This is a genomic window from Nocardia exalbida NBRC 100660, assembly GCF_000308575.1.
In the GTDB taxonomy this organism is placed as follows: Bacteria; Actinomycetota; Actinomycetes; order Mycobacteriales; family Mycobacteriaceae; genus Nocardia; species Nocardia exalbida.
In genome coordinates this window covers 24436-43884 of record NZ_BAFZ01000036.1, presented here as the reverse complement: position 1 = coordinate 43884, position 19449 = coordinate 24436, and the positions used below count along the sequence as shown (strand labels likewise).

Here is a 19449-nt window from a genome sequence, read left to right as displayed (position 1 = left end):
GAACCTCTCAGACCCGCCGTTGAATCGCGGTTTCATTCTGGTCCGCCGCCTGTCGATGCGCGCGTGTATTGTTCCCGACATTGGGAATATATCCGCCCCGGGCGAATGGCCCGGGGCGGATACTGCTTCACTCTTCGTCGGGCTTGTCGAGGATCACCACCGGGTCGCCCGATTCGCGGCGCGGCCGCTCGGCCAGGACCGGGAACTGCCCGGTGATGCCCTGGCGGATCTCGGCGATCTGCAGCACCCGCTTGCGGGCGAGGAACCAGCCGCCCACCAGTGCGGGAACCATGATGACGACCATCGCGAGCACCGCACCGCGCTGCACATGGTCATCGCTGCACGCCATCAGCACGACCACGGTCGCGAGGAACACCAGCGTCGCGAAGCTCGTGTACGGCGCGCCGATCAGCCGGAAGGACGGACGCTCCGCACGGCCGGTGCGCGACCAGCGCCACAGCTGCAGCTGGCAGACCACGATCGCGGTCCAGGCGAAGATGGTGCCCAGCGCCGACATGTTCAGCACGATCTCGAAGGCCTGCTCCGGCACCACCGCGTTCAGTCCGACGCCGATCAGCGCCACCGCGCCGGTGGCGAGGATGCCGACGTAGGGCACGCCGCCGCGGGACATCCGCGCCGCGATGGTCGGCGCGCTGCCGTTCATCGACATCGAGCGCAGGATGCGGCCGGTCGAGTAGAGACCGGCGTTCAGGCTGGAGAACGCCGCGGTCAGCACCACGAGGTTCATCACGGAACCGGCGCCGTCCACACCGAGCCGCGAGAAGAACGTCACGAACGGGCTCTCACCGTTCTTGAACGCGGTGTAGGGCAGCAGCAGGGCGAGCAGCACCAGCGAACCCACGTAGAACAGCGCGATCCGGGCGATCACCGAGTTGATCGCGCGCGGCATGATCTTCTCGGGGTTCTCCGCTTCACCGGCTGCCGTACCGACCAATTCCACTGCGGCGTAGGCGAACACGACTCCGGTGGTGACCAGGACCAGCGGAAGCAGCCCGGCCGGGAACAGCCCGCCGTGATCGGCGATGACGCTCGGGCCGGTGACCTGGCCGTCGATCTTGAAGCGGCCCGCGAGGAACACCGTGCCGACGATCAGGAAGGTGACCAGGGCGATCACCTTGATCAAGGCGGCCCAGAACTCGAGTTCACCGAACCACTTCACCGAGACGAGGTTGATGCTCACCACGACCGCGAGGGAGACCAGGGCGATCAACCACTGCGGGATGGCCTCGAACGCTCCCCAGTAATGGACATATGTCGCGATGGCGGTGATGTCTACGATCCCGGTCATGCACCAGTGGAAGAAGTACATCCACCCGACCGCGAACGCCAGTTTCTCGCCGTAGAACTCGCGGGCGTAGGAGACGAACGATCCCGAGGAGGGGCGATGCAGCACCAGCTCGCCGAGCGCCCGCAGGATGAAGAACACGAACACGCCGCAGATGGCGTACACGATGAACAGGCCGGGGCCCGCGCTGGCCAGCCGGCCACCCGCACCCAGGAACAACCCGGTGCCGATCGCCCCACCGATCGCGATCATCTGCAGCTGACGCGGGCGCAGCGACTTGTGATAGCCCGAGTCCTCGTCTTCGAGCGCGGCAGCCTGCGCGGGCGCATCCGCTGGTGGTCGAACTGTGGTCATGGCGATGGCCTTTCAGGTGACGGCGATCATAACTTCGCTCAATGTACCGTTACATAGCGGCACGTTCAATAGCGATCGGCATGTTGTAACACGCTGGACATCAAGAACTTTGAGAAAAGGGCATCCGAGCAGCGGCGATCGCGACGAGATTCGTTGATCGTGCCACCAGATATCGGTACGCTCAGTGGGACAAAACGGGACGAGGGAGCGCAGATGGCCTGGTTCGAACGGGAATTCATCGCGGTCCCAGAGGACCGCAAGAATCAGCTGGTCTATAAGTGGCCGGACGTCAACATCCGGCGCTACAGCCGCGCGATGGTCAACGCCGACCAGCTCGCCCTCTTCGTCAAATCCGGGCGGGTCGTGGCCGCGATGGGCCCCGGACGCCACCGCATCGACGCCGACGAGCTCCCGGTGCTCGGTGCGCTCGTCGACACCCTCACCGGCGGCAACTACTACCGGGCCGAACTGTATTTCGTTTCCACGAGGGAGTTTCCGGGCATTCGCTTCGGCGGCCGGCTGGACGACATCCTCGATCCGGTCAGCGAGCAGGTGGTGACGCTGCGCGTCTTCGGCGAGTTCGCCCTGACCGTTCGCGACCCGGCCGAGCTGCTGACCGCGCTGGCGGGCACCGCCGATCTCACCGACCCGGACCGGGTGCAGAGCTGGTGCGCCGACCTGCTGCTCAAATCCATGAAGATGGCGGTGACCCAAGGGGTCGCGCGCCGCGACTGGCCGGTGCTCGGGCTCTCGGCACAATTGCAGCCGATCGAGCAGGCGGTGCTGCACCAGACCAACACCGCGCTCTACGAATACGGGCTGCGCATCCCGCGGATGGGTAACTTCGACATCAGTCTGGCGCCGGAGGACGCCGACCGGCTGAAGCGACTCGCCAAGGACGTCAAGTACATCAGCCTCACCGGCGATTTCCAGCGCTACGCCGCGGGCGAGCTCGCGCTCGGCGCGAGCCAGGGTTTCGCGCGCGGACACCACGGCATGGAAGGCGGATTCCTCGGCGCGGCACTGAGTCTGAACGCCATCGGCCACCAGGTCGGCAACCACTCCCCCGCCCCGCAGCTTCCCGCCGCGGCGCCGGAGATGGCTCAGACGTCATGTGCCGCTTGCCAGGGCGCGAATCCGGCGGGCGCGAAGTTCTGCATGAACTGCGGGGCGCGCCTGGCGACGCAACTGAGGCACTGCACGAGCTGCGGCGCGGAGTCGAGCCCCGGCGCCAAGTTCTGCGGCGAGTGCGGAACGCCGATGCCCGGGGGCTGACGCCGAGCGCCTGCCCCCGGGCATCGTGTGGTCGATCAGCCCGCGACCGCCGGTGCGACGGCCGTCGCATCACCGCCGCTCACCATGCCGCGGACCTGCCGCGCCGCCACCGAGAGCGCGGCGAGATCGTGCGTTTCGGCGGCGAAGATCTGCGCCAGCGACGCACCCGCGCGGGCCAGCCGCGAACGGTTGGTCGACTCCCAGTACGCGATCTTCTCGACCGTGCTGTCCTGCGGCTCGGTGGCGGTCAGCACATCGAGGGTCAGCGACCGCAGCGAATCGTAGAGATCCTCGCGGACCGCGAGCCGGGCCAGCGCCCGCCAGCGCCCGCCGCGCTCCAGCTTGCCGACCGCGGTCAGCAGCCGCTCGATCTGGAAGTGCTCGTTGAGCGCGTAGTACAGCACCGCGACCTCCGCCGCGTCGCGGTCGGCGATGTCGGCCAGGTCGAGCACGTCCAGCAGCGGGAAGCGGTGGATCAGCCCGAACGCCTCCTCGGCCAGCTCCTTGGGCGCGCCACGGCTGATCGACCGCCGCGAACGCTCGGCGAGATCCTCGGTGAGGTAGCCGGTGAGCCACGTGGGCACTCGGCCCGACAGGGCGCGCACGCCGTCGCGGTACCTGGCGATGTCGGCGCCGATCGCGATGGGCTGCGGCCGGTTGGACAGCAGCCAGCGTGCGGCCCGGTCCAGGGTGCGCTTGGTCTCCAGCTCCAGTTCGTTGCGCGCCGCCGTGGACATCGGTGTCTGCCTGATCCGCTGCCAGAGGTCGTACAGGTCGAAGATCTCCACCGCCGCCCGGTACGCGCGCACCGCGTCGTCGGTTGTCGCGCCGGCCTCTTCCGCGAGCCGGAACGCGTAGGTGATGCCGCCGTAGTCCACCATCTCGTTGACCACGACGGTGGCCACGATCTCGCGCCGCAGCGGGTGCCTGCCGATCGCCTGCGCGAACCGCTCCCGCAGCGGCGCGGGGAAGTAGGCGGGCAGCACCGACGCGAACGCCGGACCGTCGAGCAGATCACCGGCCAGCAAATCGGCCTTGAGCGAAAGTTTCACGTGCGCCATGAGATTCGCCAGCTCGGGCGAGGTGAGACCGGTGCCTTCGGCGGCGCGGCGGGCCAGTTCCGCTTCCGTCGGCAGTGCCTCCAGCTCACGGTCGAGACCGCGACGCTGTTCGAGGTCGTTGATCATCCTGCCGTGCACTCCCGACATGCCCGCCGCGTCGGCCCGCGACATCCCGAGCCGGAAGTTCTGCGAGATGTTGTCCCGCAGCACCAGGTCGGAAACCTCGTCGGTCATCGAGGCCAGCAGCGGATTGCGCTCGGCGACGGCGAGTTCACCGCTGGAGACGACGGCATCGAGCAGGATCTTGATGTTGACCTCGTGGTCGGAGCAGTCCACGCCCGCGGAGTTGTCCAGCGCGTCGGTGTTCATCCGTCCGCCGTTGCGGCAGAACTCGATGCGGCCGAGCGCCGTCGCACCGAGGTTGCCGCCCTCGCCGATCACCTTGACCCGCAATCGGTCGGCGTTCACCCGGACCGCGTCGTTGGACTTGTCGCCCACCTCGGCATTGGTCTCGCTGCTCGCCTTGATGTAGGTGCCGATCCCGCCGTTCCACAGCAGATCGACCGGGGCCTGCAGAATGGCCTTCATCATCTCCGGCGGCGAGAGGGTGGTCACGCTCGCGGGCAGGTCGAGTGCCGCGCGCACCTCCGGAGTCACCGGGATCGCCTTGGCGGAGCGGTCGTAGACGCCGCCGCCGGGGCTGATCAGCGACGTGTCGTAATCCGCCCACGACGACCTCGGCAGCGCGAACATCCGCTGCCGCTCCCGGTAGGAACGCGCCGAGTCGGGAATCGGGTCGAGGAAGATGTGCCGGTGGTCGAAGGCGGCCACCAGGCGAATGTGCTCGGACAACAGCATCCCGTTACCGAAGACGTCGCCGCTCATGTCACCGACGCCCACGACGGTGAAGTCCTGGGTCTGGGTGTCGAGTTCCATCTCGCGGAAGTGGCGTTTGACGCTCTCCCACGCACCCTTGGCGGTGATGCCCATGGCCTTGTGGTCGTAGCCGGCCGAACCGCCGGAGGCGAACGCGTCACCGAGCCAGAAGCCATAGCTCTGCGCGACGTCGTTGGCGATGTCGGAGAACGTCGCGGTGCCCTTGTCGGCCGCCACCACCAGGTAGGTGTCGTCACCATCGCGGCGCACCACCTGCGCGGGCGGAAGCACCTCCCCGGTCGCGCGGTCCACGTTGTCGGTGACATCCAGCAGGCCGGAGATGAACGTGCGGTAGCAGGCGACGCCTTCCGCGCCGAGCGCCTGCCGGTCGGCGGCCGGATCGCCCGTTGCTGCCGGCGGTTGCTTCACCACGAAGCCGCCCTTCGCGCCGACCGGCACGATCACCGCGTTCTTCACCGCCTGCGCCTTCACCAGACCCAGGATCTCGGTGCGGAAGTCCTCCAGCCGGTCCGACCACCGCAATCCGCCACGGGCCACGGAACCGAATCGCAGGTGCACGCCCTCGACTCGCGGCGAGTACACGAAGATCTCGAACTGCGGCTTCGGTTTCGGCAGTTCGGCGATCGCGTGCGGATTCAGCTTGACCGACAGGTAGTCCAGCGCGTCGCCCGCCTCGTCGCGCCGGTAGTAGTTGGTCCGCAGGGTCGCCTCGATCAGGCCGAACAGGGCGCGCAGGATGCGGTCGGTATCCAGGCTGACCACCGCGTCGATCTCGGCCTGCAGCCGTTCGGCGATCTCCGCCGCCCGGTCCGCGGCCTGCGCGCCGACGCCGTCCGGGTCGAAGTACGCGGCGAACAGGTCGGTGCACGACCGCGCCGTCGCCGGATGGGTGAGCAGGACGCGGGTGATGTTGCCGAAGGTGTAGGCGAAACCGGCCTGCTGCAAGTACTTCGCGTAGGCGCGCAGCAGGGCCACCTCACGCCAGTGCAAGCCGGCGCGCAGCACCAGTTCGTTCAGGCCGTCGACTTCGGCGCGGCCGAACCACATCGCGGTCACCGCATCCGGAAAGCGCCGCCGCACACTGGTTTCCGGCAGCGACGCCGCGTCCATCGAGTGCCCGAGCTGCTCCGCCGGCTCGCTGTCGAGCGCTTCGCGCAGCGGCGCGGCGGTCACCCGAAGCCCGAAGTCGTAGATCCAGCGGTCCGGCCGGTCGGCCAGCGTGATGCGATAGGGCCGCTCGTCGACCACTTCGACGCCGAGGCTGTGCAGCACCGGCAGCACCCGGCTCAGCGAGACGCCCTCACCCGCGACGTAGAGCGTGAATCTCCATTCGGCGGCGCCCGGGTCGCCCTGCCGGTAGAGGTCGGTGTCGATCGCGCCGTCGGACAGCCGCTCGAGGCGGCGCAGATCGCTGAGCGCGTGCGCGGGCTCGTGCTCCTGCTGGTAGCTCGCCGGGAAGGCCGTCGCGTACTCGGTGACCAGCGCCTGCGGCACGTCGGAGGCGCCCGCCGCCTCGGCGACCAGACGGTCGCTCCAGGTCCACGTCGTCGCCAGCAGCAACTCCTGGATCCGCTCGCGATTCTCCTCGGAGATGTCGGCCGCCTCGGCGCCCGGCTTGCGGTGCACCGTGAAGTAGACGACGGCCAGTTCCGATTCGGTGGCCCGCGCCGAGTACGCGATCTGCTCGGCGTCGAATTGCTCGCGCAGGATGTCGCCCATGCGCACGCGGACCTCGGTGGAATAGCGGTCGCGCGGCATGTAGACCAGGCAGTAGATGGTGTCGCTGCGCGAATCGCGCCGGATGAACAGCCGCACCTGGCGCCGCAGGCCCAGATTCATGACCGCGGAGACGGTTTCGAACAGCCTGCGCGCGTCGGTGGAGAACAGCTCCACCCGCGGGAACGACTGCATCATCTCCAGCATGGCCTGGCCGGAGAACGAGTCGAGGCCGAAGCCCGCCCATTCGATGACCTGCAGCACGCGCCGCGAGATGACCGGGATGTCGAGGATGTTCTCGTGCAGGCCCGCCACGGTGAAGGTGCCGACGAAGACGTGTTCGCCCTTGACCATCTTGACGGTGTCGCCCCAGGCCGCGCGGCCGCTCGGGTCGCTCGCGCCGTAGTCGGCCACGCTGATGAAGTACAGGTCCCGAGACCCGGGCAGCAGCGAGTCCACCGACCCGTTGGCCATCCGCAGGACCGTGCGCTTCGCGCCGACCACGGGCACGCTGATGTCGGCTTCGGCGCCGTTGCCGAGGACGCCGAGCCCGGTGCCCGGCAGCTGCCACGGTTCGAAGTCGGCGTTCGCGCTCGGCGCGGAGCGGCGGAAGTGGTAGTAGCCGTAGCCGAGCGGCGTGAAGTGCCCGTCGGACAGCCAGCGCAGCAGCCCGGCGGTCTGCGGGATCTCCGCGTCACCGGCCCACTGCGCGGCCTGATCCAGCTGGTCGGCAACGGTATTGAGCACCTCGACCATGGTCGGCGTGTCATCGGCGACCCGGCGCAGGTCGGCCAGCAGCGGTGGCAGCGCCTGTTCGATCCGGTCCACCAGTTCGTCGGACAGGCCCGCGCCCAGCTGCACGTGGATCCACGACTCGCGCAGCGTTTGTCCGTCCGCCTCTCCGGCCGGCTCGGCGACGCCGTCACGCGGCGCGATGGACAACACCCGGCCGTCGGCATCGCGCGAGACGTCGAACACGGGATGCACGACTTCGGTGACCGTCGCGCCCAAGCGCCGCAGCGCGGCGGTCACCGAGTCGACCAGCAACGGCATGTCGTCGTTCACGATCTGGATCGCGGCGCCGACCCCCGCGCTGTCGTCCGGACGGTAGACCCTGGTGGTCGCCGAACCGGGCGCGCGGGTGGCCGCCAGCTCCAGATGCTGACGGAAGATCCGCTCGGCCCGGTCCGTGATCGCCGACGCCGAGGGACCCGGCTGGATCCACCGGAAATAGGCCGCCTCCAGGTCGGTCGGATCATCGCGGAACCGCTTCGGTGAAATCGTCTGCTGGGTGGTTGCCACCATCGATCCGTTGCCTTCCCGAGAACTGCGCTCGTACGTGTTTCGTACTTCACATAACGTACCGCTGGATAACGGCACAATCAACAGTGTAACAATAATTTGGCAGGACGGACATGGGTAACGCCGTCCGGATCAGGGATTTTCTGGAGTCCGGCGGAAGAGGCGCGATCAGGTCAGCGGACCAGTCCCGCCCGCGACATGAAGGTCTGGGCGCCGGCTCGACCGGCGAAGGTACCCGTTTCCAATCGCAGACCCGTCCGGGTATCCGCGTACCAGACGGTTGCCGAAGGACCGATCGCGGCGTAGACGGGTCCGTCGACGAGGGCGGAACCGCCCGCGCCGCGCCATCGAGAAATGCTGTCGGCCAAACGATCCTGCGCAACCAGTTCGGCGTAGAAGGTCACGTCCCTGCCGCCCGCGATACCACCGAAGAGCATCGGGTCCGTGGCGGCGATGACGCACTTCTCCCGCTGGCCGCCGGAATCCAGCGGCTGACAGGTCGCCGCCGTGCGCAGCAGATCCGGCATGGCTCGCACCGGCGCGGTGCCCTGGAGATTCGAGGGCAGCGATAGCGAACAGGACCGAACCGCCAGAACCGCGGCGACCACCATCACCAGCGCGATCGCCCCGACCGCGTACCACTGCCAGCGCGGATAAGCCTTATGCACAAGGCTTTTCGCCTCACCGCCGACCTTTTCCGCGATTTCGGCGACCTGAGTGGGCAGCTTCTCCGCGACGGTTCGCGCCGTGTCCACGGCACTGCGCAGCGGCGCTCCGCAGTGCCCGCAGCGGGAATCCGCGCCGGTGTTGCGATGCGAGCAGTACTGGCAGACCAGTTCGGGCAGCGTGGACACTTCAGCGCCCCGTGATGACGATGGAGGAGATCGCGGTGGTGTTGATCGACGGATCGCCCTTGGACTCCAGGACGGTCAGCACAATCTTCGAGGCGCTCACCGCCGGCTCGGTCTTGGTCACCACCAAGGTCCGTTGATCGAGCGTCGGCTGCGTGTAGACGGTCTTGTTGCCGTCGTCGAACTGGTACGAAACCCGGCTCACCGTGCGGTATTTCGCCCACTGGTCGCTGCCGTCCGCACCGATGTGATCCCAGCCGGGCACGATGCCGATCGAGTCGATCTGATAGGTCTTGCCCAGGTCGATGGTGATGACCTGGCCGTCGACCTTGTAGGCGCGCACACACGACCACGCCTTGCCCGTCTGGCTGCCGAAAGCGTCCATCGCCGACGTGCTGCCGGGCGGGCATTTCGACGTCGCGGACTTCGGCTGGATGATCGAACTCGCCGGCGGTGCGGCCGAGGTCGAGGGCGCCGCCGAGGTCGGCGGCGTCGTGACGACCAGAAGCTGATCGTTCGCCGTGTTCTTCTCCTGGCCACCGGTGGTGACCAGCAGCAGCACCAGCAGTACGGCGACGACGGCGGCGACGATCAGCGCGACCCGGGGTTTACGCAGCTGGACGAGCACGTCCTTGGCCACCTGCTGCACGGGCGCGAGCCGCTCGGACGGCGCGGCGGACGCGCGCGAGGGTTCCGGTTCCGGTTCGGCCTGCGCGTTCGATCGGGCGGCGACCGAGGAGTAGTCGTTCCCCAGTTCCATCGCCGGAGCCGATTCCTGGGCCTGCCCGTTCAGCAGCGCGAGGATTCGCTCGCTCGCCTTCGGGCCGTCACCGGTCCGACGCCGCGGCGCGACCTGCTGCGGCTCCGAGTCGAGGTCGGGCAACCCGAGCGACGCGGTGGCGAAGTCGACGCCCTCGCTGTGCTCGGTACTGCCGCTGAGCTCCATGCCACCGGTCGACGGCGCGGCGGAAGACCCGAACGAAGAATCGGAGAGCAGTGCGTCGAGGACCGCACCTCGATGACGGAGAAAAACATCTCCCGGGTCCTCGGCGGGCATGGTCCGGATCGTATCCGGACCGACACGGCCGCCGAGCCGATGCTATTCCCGCTGGAGAGAACAGCCGCCCGGTCGGGTCAGCGCTTCTTCTCCTCGGTCACGAAGTACTCCGGCGGCACGTCGAACACCCGGGCCAGCGCGATCACCAGATCCAGCCGCGGGATCGCGTCACCGTGGATCAGCCGGTACAGGCCGGACTGCGACACCGGCACGTCCGGGTAGGCCAACTCCAGGTGCTGCGCCAGCGAGTAGAGCGTCAGCGACCGCGTCGACCCGTCCTCGGTCGACACCACGGATTCGGCGATCAGCTCCGACAACCGGCTGGAGAAGATCGCCGCCGCCGCCTGTCTGGGGGTTAGCGCGTCCCCGGCGTCCTGATGAGTCAGATCGCCGCCATCGGAATGGGTGTCCGCTACCACGGTGATAGACATTAACCGACCGCTCCCATCAGCTCACGCGACGGCCACCGGGTTGCGGAGGTGCAACCACGGGTCCCGATGCTCCCGCGTTGTGCGCGGGCGGTCCGTCGACGGTTTCGAAATATCGTGTTTCGCCTCTCGGCTCGATCAGCTCGACACGCACCGTGCGCATCGGAATGCTCACGTCCACCGCGGTCGCGCTGACCTGGTTGATCGCGAGATCGACCGCACGCCTGCGCGGACCGCCGGGCTCGCTGATGGTGACCGTCGTGTGCGCGCTCGACGCACGCGGCGGCAGGTGATCGAAGACCGCGATGGTGGCCGGTGTCTCCGCCTCGGTGGTTTGCGTGCCGGTATGCCCGTCACCCGGATCGGCCAGGCGCATGGACCGCGGATCGCCGACCGCGCTCACCAGTTGGCGCCAGCTGTCCGGACGCGCCGAATGGATCTCCACGTCCGCGCCGACCACCATCGCCCGCAGGATGATCTGCTGGGCCACGGGCAGCCTGGCGTGCACATCGATGGTGCGCCTGCGCGGGTTGAACCGGGCCGGATCGAACAGCGGCAGCGCGAGAGTGTGGCGCGGCTGGCCGCTGATCGCGCCGAGGATCTGGCCGTTCGGACCGATCGCGATGGCCAGATCGGCGACGAGTTCCTCCGGTGCGATGTCGGCGCCGGACTCGAAGCCGCGCAGCGCTCGGATGGAGGAGCCGGTCGGCAACGACGCCAGCAGGGCGTCGGACTGGTTGCCGCGCAGTAGCCGCAGATAGTCCGGCGGTTCGGTGGTGACCGCAGGGCCGATGAACCGGACGATGGCGCGCGGCCCCCCGGTGTCGTCGGTCAAGCTCACCACGAGAGTGGTGCGGCCGCGGTTCCAGGTCCAGCAGTCATCGAGGGTCTCCCCGCCCAGCCGGGTCCAGTCGATCAGGAAGCTCGTCACACACCGGCCCGGCACCGACGACTCCAGATTGCTCCAGGTTTCCCGGAGGTCGGACAGTTCGACGCCGGCGTGCAGCAGGCGCGTCGCGTCCCGCAAGGCGGCGGCGGGCAGCGCGTGCGCGGCGATACCCCGCTCGCGCAGGCGGCTCGCGATCCGGTGCGTGGCGCTGGCCAGCGCTTTGGGGGCGACCACCGCGCACGGACCGCGCTTGCTCAGCGCCGCCAGGTTGCGTTCCTGGTCGAGCCGGACAACCAGCCAGGTGAGCCGGTCCCCGACCACCGGGTGGGTCCCGATCAGCTGGTCGTAGAGCATGCTGTAGCTGCCGGTGGAGCGGACCCGCTGACCGGTGGTGACGATGTCGATGTCCACCGCGATGCCGAACTGATCCAGCATCGGGAACAGCACGTCGACCGAGATGGTGTCCTCGGTGTACAGGGTTCGCTCGGCGATGACGGTGGGCAGGTCGAGGTTCGGCGCGAGCTGGATCATCGCGATCAGCGTGCTGCCGGCCTCGTTGATGCCGCACACGCCGGCGGCGACCTGCACGTCCCGGATACCGGCGACCTGTGTGCGTTCGCGCGCCCGGGCGGTCCGGCCTTTCCGGTAGGCCGCCCAGTCGAGCAGCCAGCGAACAGGGGTCCGTTCGTTGACCCGGACGGTCACCGTCACGACCAGCACCGTGACCACCGCCGCGCTCACCCACCACGGCGTCTTGGCCGACAGCCCGACCAGGAGCGGGCTGCCGACGACGACGAAGGTGGCGAACGGACCACGCTCGACGCCGGCGACCCGTACGCTCGGAAAACTCACCGGCGCCTCCGCATCACGGAGTTCATGTGACTGCCGACGAGGCCGAGCAGCACCGCGGCGAGGATGACCACGGTCGCGGTGATCGCGGGCCGCAGATCCTTCGGGCGCGGCGGAGGGGGCACGGGCAGTTCCGCGGACCGGAACAGGCCCGTGGGTTGCTGCGGCGGAGTGCGGTAGCTCAGGGCGGCGAGCGGGTCGATCATGCCCGCGCCCACCACGTTGTCGATGCCGCGCGCGGGCGCGTGCGCGCTGGCCTGCAGGCGGGCGGCGATCTCGCGCGGAGTCTCGTTGGGGAAGCGCGACCGCAGCAGCGCCGCCACACCGCTGACGTAGGCCGCGGCGAACGACGCGCCGCCGACCGGCACGAGTTTGTCCGGTTCACCGACCCCGTTGATCAGGCCACCGCCACTGGGCCCGAGCGATTCGATGCCGGTGCCGGGGGCGGCGACCGAAACCCACGGCCCGGTGAGCGAATCCTGCATGGGGGCGCCGGTCGCGGTGGTGAATCCCACGGTGAGCACGTCGGCGCCGAACCAGCCGGGCGTGGAAATGGTCTTCACGTCGCGCCAGTTCCGCGGGTCCGCGGGCCGGGTCGGGTCGATATCCGGATTCTGCGCGCAATTGGCGCCGCCTCCGGCGTTGCCCGCGCCCGCCACGATGAGCGCGCCGCGCACATGGACGGCGTAGCCGATGGCCGCCGACAGCATGGACTGGTCCACCTGCGCGTCCACCGGGAGGCAGACGGGCAGCGACACGGTGATCACACCGGCGCCCTGGTTCGCCGCGCGCGTGATCGCCCGGGCCAGCGTCCGGATCTCGATGGCGGTCCGCTGGCTCGGATCAGAACTCGGCCGTTCGGGACTGAACGCGCCGGAGCGGGTCCGGATGGAGATGATCCGGGCTTCCGGCGCCACCCCGGTGAATCCATCACCTGGATCGGGAGTGGCCCCGATGATCCCGGCGACCAGCGTGCCGTGCGCGTCGCAATCGGACAGTCCGTCGCCACCCGCGGCGAGATAATCGCCCCCGCCGACCAGGTTGGGCAGGCGCGGGTGCGGCTGCACTCCCGTGTCGATGACGGCGACGGTCACTCCGGCGCCCCGGCTCAGCGCCTTGGCGCGGCGCAGATCCAGCGCGAGTTCCGCGGGTGGAGTGCGGGTCAGGTCGCTGTCGGGCAGCGCACCCGCGGCCAGACAACCCTTGTCCTGCTTCATCGGCTGCTCGGGCCCCGGCGGGTCGTCCGCGGGCGGTGCGCCGACCACGACCTGGGGCGGCTCCAGCGCGACCGCGGGAGCGGCGGGGACGGCCAGCATCGCCCCGGCGAGAACCGCCACAGCGGCACTGCCGACCTTCATCAGATCCCTCGCATCGCGGTGTAGACGCCCATGATCCAGAAGGCGATCACCGGAACCACCAGGATCAGCGCGTATTCCACCAGGTCGATGACACGGCGGGTGACCGGGGAAAGCCGTTTGCCCGGCAGCCGCAGCGCCGCGACGCAGGCGAGACAAGCCGCCGACGCCACCGCGAGGCCGACCACGAGACGCGCGGCCGGGCTCTCGTACGCGCCGACCAAGACGAAGCCGACGCCGCAGACGGTGACCACGGATCCGGCGACCAGCGCGATCGCCTGGACCCGATCCGGGTGCCAGCGTGCGCGCATCGCGAGCAGGCCGCCGATCGCGGCGGCCATGACGATCTCCCGGATGCCGCCCGGACTGACCGCGGCCGCGATCACCGCGGCGACCGCGAGCACGGTGGAGATCGCGGCCATCAGACCGCGCAGGCTGGTCACCGCCAGTCGGGCGCGTCCCTCGATACCCGCCTCGGCGGCGGTGCGCTGCTGCTCACCGACCGCGGTGTGCTCGTCGCCTTCGCGCACCGTCTCCGCGTCGAAGATATCGGTCAGCGTGGTCGGCGAGACCTCGTTGCCCGGGTCCGGCAGATCCGGCGGCCGGATGCGGGCGATGACAACGGCCAAGCGCGGCGCCGCGGTCAACAGCACGATCGCGACGAACACTGTGCCGCCCGCGACCTGCCCGACCGACAGATCCGCGTAGGTCACCGGCAACGCCGCGATGGTGAGCATGATGCCGAGCACCGTCACCGCCATCAGGGTGGCGATGCCCATCTTGCTCAACCGCATCATGGTGGCGGCGGCTACCGCCGCGACCACGGCTCCGGCCGCCAGATTGGCCGCGGTGAGCGGGCCGGGCTGGTCGTAGGCGGGCGGCACCAGCATCGCGCCGCCGGCGAACAGCAGCGGCGTCGCGGTCAACGTCAAGCCGAGGGCGAGCTTCGCCGCGGCATTGCGCCGATGGGCCTGCGCGGCGGCCGCCCAGCAAAGCCCGCCGAGCAGCAGGGCGGGCAGTCCGCACCACAGGGTCGAACCGGTCATCGTCCACGACCAGGTCAGCATGGCGGCCACCACCGAGGCGCCGATGCCGAGGACGGTCAACCCGACGATGGCTGCGGTGTTCGCGTCGAACTCGGCGAACTCGCGCTCGTTGATCAGGGCGAGCGCGTCGGTGATGTCCTCGACCACCGGCGTGAAGACCTCCGCCGATTCGACGACCGACAGCATCAGCACGGTGCCGTCGGTGACGTCGTGGTCGGCGAGACTGCGCCAGCGCGGAATCGGCGCCTCGCCCGGGCGGCCCAGGCTCCACTGGCCCTGCGGCGGGGTGAAATCGACGCTCTCGTCATCGATGGCCGAGGCCAGCACGACCAGCAGATCGTCGATGAACGTCTCGATGGTGAACTTGGTCGGCACCACCACATCGACCTGATACGTGGAGACCATCACGGCGATCCGCGCTCGTGCGACCTCCGCCGACGGCTGCGTCCCGGCAGGCGCGGGCGCGACGGCAGTGCTCATGCCTCCGCCTCGCTGACGCTCGGCTCCGGCATGACCACTGGGGTGGCTGCACCGATTGCTCGCTCGCTACGCTCGCTCATGCCTCCGCCTCGCTGACGCTCGGCTCCGGCATGACCACTGGGGTGGCTGCACCGATTGCTCGCTCGCTACGCTCGCTCATGCCTCCGCCTCGCTGACGCTCGGCTCGCTCATCGCCACCCTCCGCGGTCACCGTGGTTGTCGGCGCCACTGGAGAGGTATCCGGGGAATCCATCGGCCAGCCAGGCGGCCAGCTCCTCGAACGCGAGCACGGTCTCCTTCTCCAACAGCCGCAGGTCGATCTCGCCGCCTTCGGCCAGATGCGCGTCATAGGGCAGCACGCAGGTGGGGCGCTGCGCGGTTTCGAACAGCTTCTCGATCGCGTCCACGTCGACGGTCGGCTTCAACGGCTGGTGATGCACGATGCCGACGATCGACTTCGCGATCAGATGTTGCAAGCCGTGCGAACTGAGCCAGTTCAAGGTGGCCACCGCGCCGGTCACGCCGCCGACGGTGGCCGGGGTGACGACCACGACGGCGTCGCTGGTTTGCAGCACGGTCGCCGTCGCCGAATCGAGCACGCCGGTCCCGCAGTCCACGACCAGCAGATTGAAGTGCTTGCGCAGAGTTTCCACGGCGGTGCTGTATTCGCGGCCGGACAGCGCCTCGGTGGCCTCGGTGGACCACGGCGAAGCGATCACGGCGAGGTCCGACGAATTGATCGAGGTGAACGACTGCACCGCGGAGAACGCGTCCAGGTTCTGCGCCTGCGCCAGATCGCGCAGGGTCAGGCCGTATGGATGCCTGCAGGTGCGGGTGGAGAGGTCCCCGAAGTCCGGGTTGGCATCGATCGCGACCACCCGGTCCGGGCGCAGGCCCGCGAAGGTCGAGCCGAGCGTCGCCGCGGTGGTGGTGCGCCCGACGCCGCCCTTCACGCTGATCACCGCGATCTGATAGGTCGTGGTGAGCTGGCGCCGAATGCGCGTCTTACGGTCCTCGGCGCGCTGCTCAGCCGGCGAAAGCCCCAGGTTGAAGCCGACTTTGTTGAGCGCGCCGCGCATGCCGGAGCTGGAACGCAGCTGCGCCCGCTTCGCGGCGGAGATGTCGGCGAGCAGGTCGATCGAGCTGAGCGCGGCGGGCAGCACCTCGATCCGCGGGGTCGGCTCGTACGCCGAGTGGTCGACACGTTCGGGGACCCAGGGTGTCGCGGATCCGGACTGCCACTCCTCGTTCGCGGATGCGGCATTGGTCCGCGCGATCGCCTGAGACACCCGGGCGGCCGCCTGCTCCGCGCGGTACTGCTCGGCGGACTGCTCGTGTGCCGAATGATCCTGCGCCGCGTGCGGTGCCGCAGGAGGCGCTACGGAGTAGTCCGGCGGAGGCGTGCTCGCGGGCGGCGGAGGCGCGCTCGGCTGCCGCGGGGGCACGTTCGCCTGCGGCGGCGTGCTCGGCTGCGCCATCTGCGCATTCGCCTGCCGGGGCGGCGTGCTCGCACTCGGTGGCGGCGTCACCGCCGCATGCTGCGTGGGACGGGGTTCGGATTCCCCGGCGGGCGCCTGCGGCTCACGAGGCGCACCGATCACGGGGTCGGCGTGGGAGAACTTCTCGGCGTCCTGCCGGGCCTCGGGGGCCGGGCCCGGTGCGACGGCCGCGTCGGTCAGCTCGTTCGTCGGTGCGAAGTACGCGTCATAACCGCCGCGAGCGCGCGCGGATTCGGCCGAATGACCGTTGATGCTCGGTGCTCGGTTCATCTCCGTCGTCCTCTCCACAACCACGGTCCGACGTTCAGTTCAGTCTGCTGGTGTCGAACCAACTTCGACCGGGTAACAGGTCGATGAGCGCCCCGATGCCCGACCGCAAGGCCGCATCGTCGCCGGGGGCGAACGTGGACCATATCTCTCCATCCATCGCCCTGCTCGGGGTAACGATCAGCCGCCCCGACAGCGTGTCGAGCACGGTCACCGACACATCGGTCTCGGGCGGGCTGCCGTCCCGGTGCTCGATCACCAGGATCTCGGCCCGGCGCGCCACCTCGTCCAGCGCCCTGGTGAGCACCGTCGCGGTGTGCGGCTGGGCACCCAACTCCAGCAACGCCTGTCGTCGCTCGTCCGGTTCCGACGGTACCTCGCGAAGCTGCTCGACCGTGGTGGTCATCGGCGTGAACCGCAATGCCTCCGCGGGACCGAGCGCGGCGGTCAGCGCGGCCGTCACCGTGTCCAGATTCTGACCGTCCTGATACATCGTCTGGATGACCACGTTGTCGTCGCAGCGCAGGGCGAGTACGTGCGTGTCGCCGCTGCGCACCAGCGAAAACCGCAGCATTCCTTGCGGTTCCCCGTCCACTCCGGTGGCCAGGATCCTGGCCACCAGTTCCATGTCCGGCCGGTACAGGCACCGCAGCCAATGCTCGACCACCGGGTGCACCCTGTCACCGTCGATGACGCCCACCTCGGTGAGTTCCTGCGCGACGACGGCGTGTACCCGTTCTCGATCCTCGGGCCGATAGATATTCGGCAGCAGCGCCAGCACCGGAGGATACGAGTCGATGCCGACCAATTCTTTCAACAGAAGAGCGGCATCGACATTGAGATCGATCGCTACCGGATCCGCTTCCAGGGGACGAGCCTCCTCTCCTTGGACTGGAACTCGACCACGGTGGACCTCACCGCGCGGGTTCCGGGTCTGCGGTCGCCGACTCGTCGACATCGCTCCCGATGACACCGACCAGGAGCAACTGCTCGTTGTCCGACTCTTCGAGCTCTTCGAGTTCGTCTCGACGGTCGGCGTCGCCGTATTCGATGACGCCGATGACCGGGGGTTGCTCGAGGACAGGAACATCTTGCGGTTCGCCGGGTACGAACACCTTCGACTTCTCGCGGTCCTCGTCGCGCCTGCGCCGGCGCATCTGCGCCTTCGGCGCGGTCGCTCCGCGAGGTGCGGTCGGACGCGAACCCGCCCCGCCGCCCGTCGGATTCGGCGAGGCGCCGAACGCGGTGCCGCGGCCCAGGGACCAGTTGGACGGCATCCGGAAACCACTCGCAGCGCCGGGCAGGGCACTCAGCCCGCCGCGCGTCATGCTCAGCGCGACCATGCTGCCCGAACCACCGTACAGCCCGGCCAGCGTCGTCGAATCCTGCGATGCTCCGATCAAGCCCTGCTGGTCCATCGAACCGGTACCGGAGCCGTCCAGCGAGGAATTGCCGAGCGAATCCGACAGCGACGATGGGTTGTCCATATCGGGCAACTGCTCGGTCGGTTGGGTGGTGTCCACCGGCTGCGTGGTGTCCGCCGGTTGTGTGGGATCCGTGGTTTGTGTGGGATCAGTCGGTTTGGGATCGGTGGGATCCGGGTTGGTCTTGGCCGGATCACCGCCCGGATCACCGGTCTGATGATTCCCCACGTCGTTCTGAATCGTGTGGGTGTCGTTGTCCAGCGGGTTCTTGATCTCCGGCGAAACGAAGTTGTACGTCGTTCCATCGGGGATCGGACCACCACCGTTGACGATCGGCATGGGCACTTCCGGCGTCGGCAACCCGGCCAGCACGGCGGTGGCCGCCCCGTCGTAGCCGAGCATCACCGCTGCTGCCGCCGCTGTGATGGCCAGATACTCGAGTTCACTCAGCGCCATCGCCGCCAGCGTGAGCGGAGCCAGTTGCGTCGTGCTGGCTGCGGCGAGAGCGGCTTGCTTCGCATACCATTCCGCGAGCCACGCCTCCACCCCGGTCATGGCTTCCGACGCGCTGCCGAAAATCGCTCCCAGCTCCGCTACGGACTTCGCGGCATCCGCCGCCACCGCGGCCTGTCTGTGCAACCAGCCGGCGTGCTGACGGAACGCCGCTTGAGCGCGATCAGACGACGGCCCTTGCCATGCCCCGCCCATCATGGTGGTGGAGCCGTCCGTCCCGCTCGCGGCGGCGGCCAGTGCCGCGGCCAACTCCGTGTAGGCGGCCGCGGCGGTGTCCAGCGCGAATACGCCGGGCCCGGACAGCAGCCGGGCGATATTCACTTCCGGTGGCAACGCAAGGTAATCGACCATGGCATCGGCCTTCGCTCGACCGGCTCCGGCTACTCGCCGAACGCTACACGTTTGGCGGAGATCTGACTGTCACCAGCGGCATCCGCCGCGCAGTAGCAGGCGTCCACCTCGGGCAGGTGCGGCTCGGCGTTGATGCGATGCCCCACTCCCTGCGTCGTCTTGTCGAAGAGGTTGGTGGCGAAGCCGAAGAATGCCTCGGTGATCCGTCTGCTCACGTCGTCGCAGCCCGGCGGAAGCGGCACACTACCCGCCGCGGACGCGACCATCGTCCCGGCTAGATCCGTGGTTCCGGTGCTCATTTGCGCGGCGATAGCGGGAAGTTGCCCTGGAGTGAGACTGAAGTACATGGAGAGCTCCTAACGAAAGGGCGCCGTGCTCGCATCGAGCGGTGCAATCAGAACGTTAAGCTATTCCCAACAGTGGAGATAGCGATTCGAACCACATCCATCGAGCTCGAGCCGCCTCGTCGGCGCCCATGGAAGACCCTCTTCCGCACGCCGACCGAACGTCACGTGACACGAATCGCCGG

13 protein-coding genes are annotated in these 19449 nt (G+C 68.8%); 1 reads left to right on the top strand and 12 read right to left on the bottom strand.

What is annotated here, in order from left to right; genetic code table 11:
• Positions 1 to 127: 127 nt before the first annotated feature.
• Positions 128 to 1660, bottom strand: coding sequence for an amino acid permease (locus ON29_RS07690; protein ID WP_040865469.1), 1533 nt, complete (start codon positions 1658 to 1660; stop codon positions 128 to 130).
• 213 nt (positions 1661 to 1873) lie between these two features.
• Here ON29_RS07690 and ON29_RS07685 point away from each other — a divergent pair, with 213 nt between their 5' ends.
• On the top strand, positions 1874 to 2935 hold the full coding sequence (locus tag ON29_RS07685) for an SPFH domain-containing protein (protein WP_040865468.1): 1062 nt from the start codon (positions 1874 to 1876) through the stop codon (positions 2933 to 2935).
• A gap of 35 nt (positions 2936 to 2970) precedes the next feature.
• Here ON29_RS07685 and ON29_RS07680 read toward each other — a convergent pair whose 3' ends face one another.
• The 11 genes from ON29_RS07680 to ON29_RS07630 all read right to left on the bottom strand — a co-directional run bounded on the left by ON29_RS07680 (position 2971) and on the right by ON29_RS07630 (position 19267).
• Positions 2971 to 7914, bottom strand: coding sequence for an NAD-glutamate dehydrogenase (locus tag ON29_RS07680; protein WP_051174971.1), 4944 nt, complete (start codon positions 7912 to 7914; stop codon positions 2971 to 2973).
• A gap of 170 nt (positions 7915 to 8084) precedes the next feature.
• On the bottom strand, positions 8085 to 8765 hold the full coding sequence (locus ON29_RS07675) for a hypothetical protein (protein ID WP_040865467.1): 681 nt from the start codon (positions 8763 to 8765) through the stop codon (positions 8085 to 8087).
• Between the two features lies 1 nt (position 8766).
• Positions 8767 to 9819 carry a discoidin/SUN/FTP domain-containing protein gene (locus tag ON29_RS33680; RefSeq protein WP_157172688.1) on the bottom strand — a complete coding sequence of 351 codons (1053 nt, stop codon included), beginning with the start codon at positions 9817 to 9819 and terminating at the stop codon, positions 8767 to 8769.
• Positions 9820 to 9896: 77 nt separating this feature from the next.
• Positions 9897 to 10250, bottom strand: a complete 354-nt coding sequence (locus ON29_RS07665) for a helix-turn-helix domain-containing protein (RefSeq protein WP_040865466.1) — start codon at positions 10248 to 10250, stop codon at positions 9897 to 9899.
• A gap of 16 nt (positions 10251 to 10266) precedes the next feature.
• Entirely contained in the window at positions 10267 to 11988 is a 1722-nt protein-coding gene (gene eccE / locus ON29_RS07660; protein WP_040865465.1) for a type VII secretion protein EccE, read from the bottom strand.
• The gene (mycP, locus tag ON29_RS07655) at positions 11985 to 13343 is read right to left on the bottom strand and encodes a type VII secretion-associated serine protease mycosin (protein ID WP_051174969.1); all 1359 of its coding nucleotides are present in this window, start codon (positions 13341 to 13343) and stop codon (positions 11985 to 11987) included. Before mycP ends, eccE begins: the two co-directional genes overlap by 4 nt.
• Positions 13343 to 14866, bottom strand: a complete 1524-nt coding sequence (eccD, locus tag ON29_RS07650; RefSeq protein ID WP_040865464.1) for a type VII secretion integral membrane protein EccD — start codon at positions 14864 to 14866, stop codon at positions 13343 to 13345. The genes mycP and eccD overlap by 1 nt, the downstream gene beginning before the upstream one ends.
• Before the next feature lie 188 nt (positions 14867 to 15054).
• Entirely contained in the window at positions 15055 to 16635 is a 1581-nt protein-coding gene (locus tag ON29_RS34260; RefSeq protein WP_040865463.1) for a MinD/ParA family ATP-binding protein, read from the bottom strand.
• 34 nt (positions 16636 to 16669) lie between these two features.
• Positions 16670 to 17479, bottom strand: coding sequence for an ESX secretion-associated protein EspG (locus tag ON29_RS07640; protein WP_281032519.1), 810 nt, complete (start codon positions 17477 to 17479; stop codon positions 16670 to 16672).
• A 67-nt stretch (positions 17480 to 17546) separates the two neighbouring features.
• A complete protein-coding gene (locus tag ON29_RS07635; protein WP_083863294.1) occupies positions 17547 to 18920 on the bottom strand; it encodes a PPE domain-containing protein in 1374 nt (457 codons plus the stop codon).
• A gap of 29 nt (positions 18921 to 18949) precedes the next feature.
• Positions 18950 to 19267, bottom strand: a complete 318-nt coding sequence (locus ON29_RS07630; protein WP_217999105.1) for a hypothetical protein — start codon at positions 19265 to 19267, stop codon at positions 18950 to 18952.
• Positions 19268 to 19449: the final 182 nt, after the last annotated feature.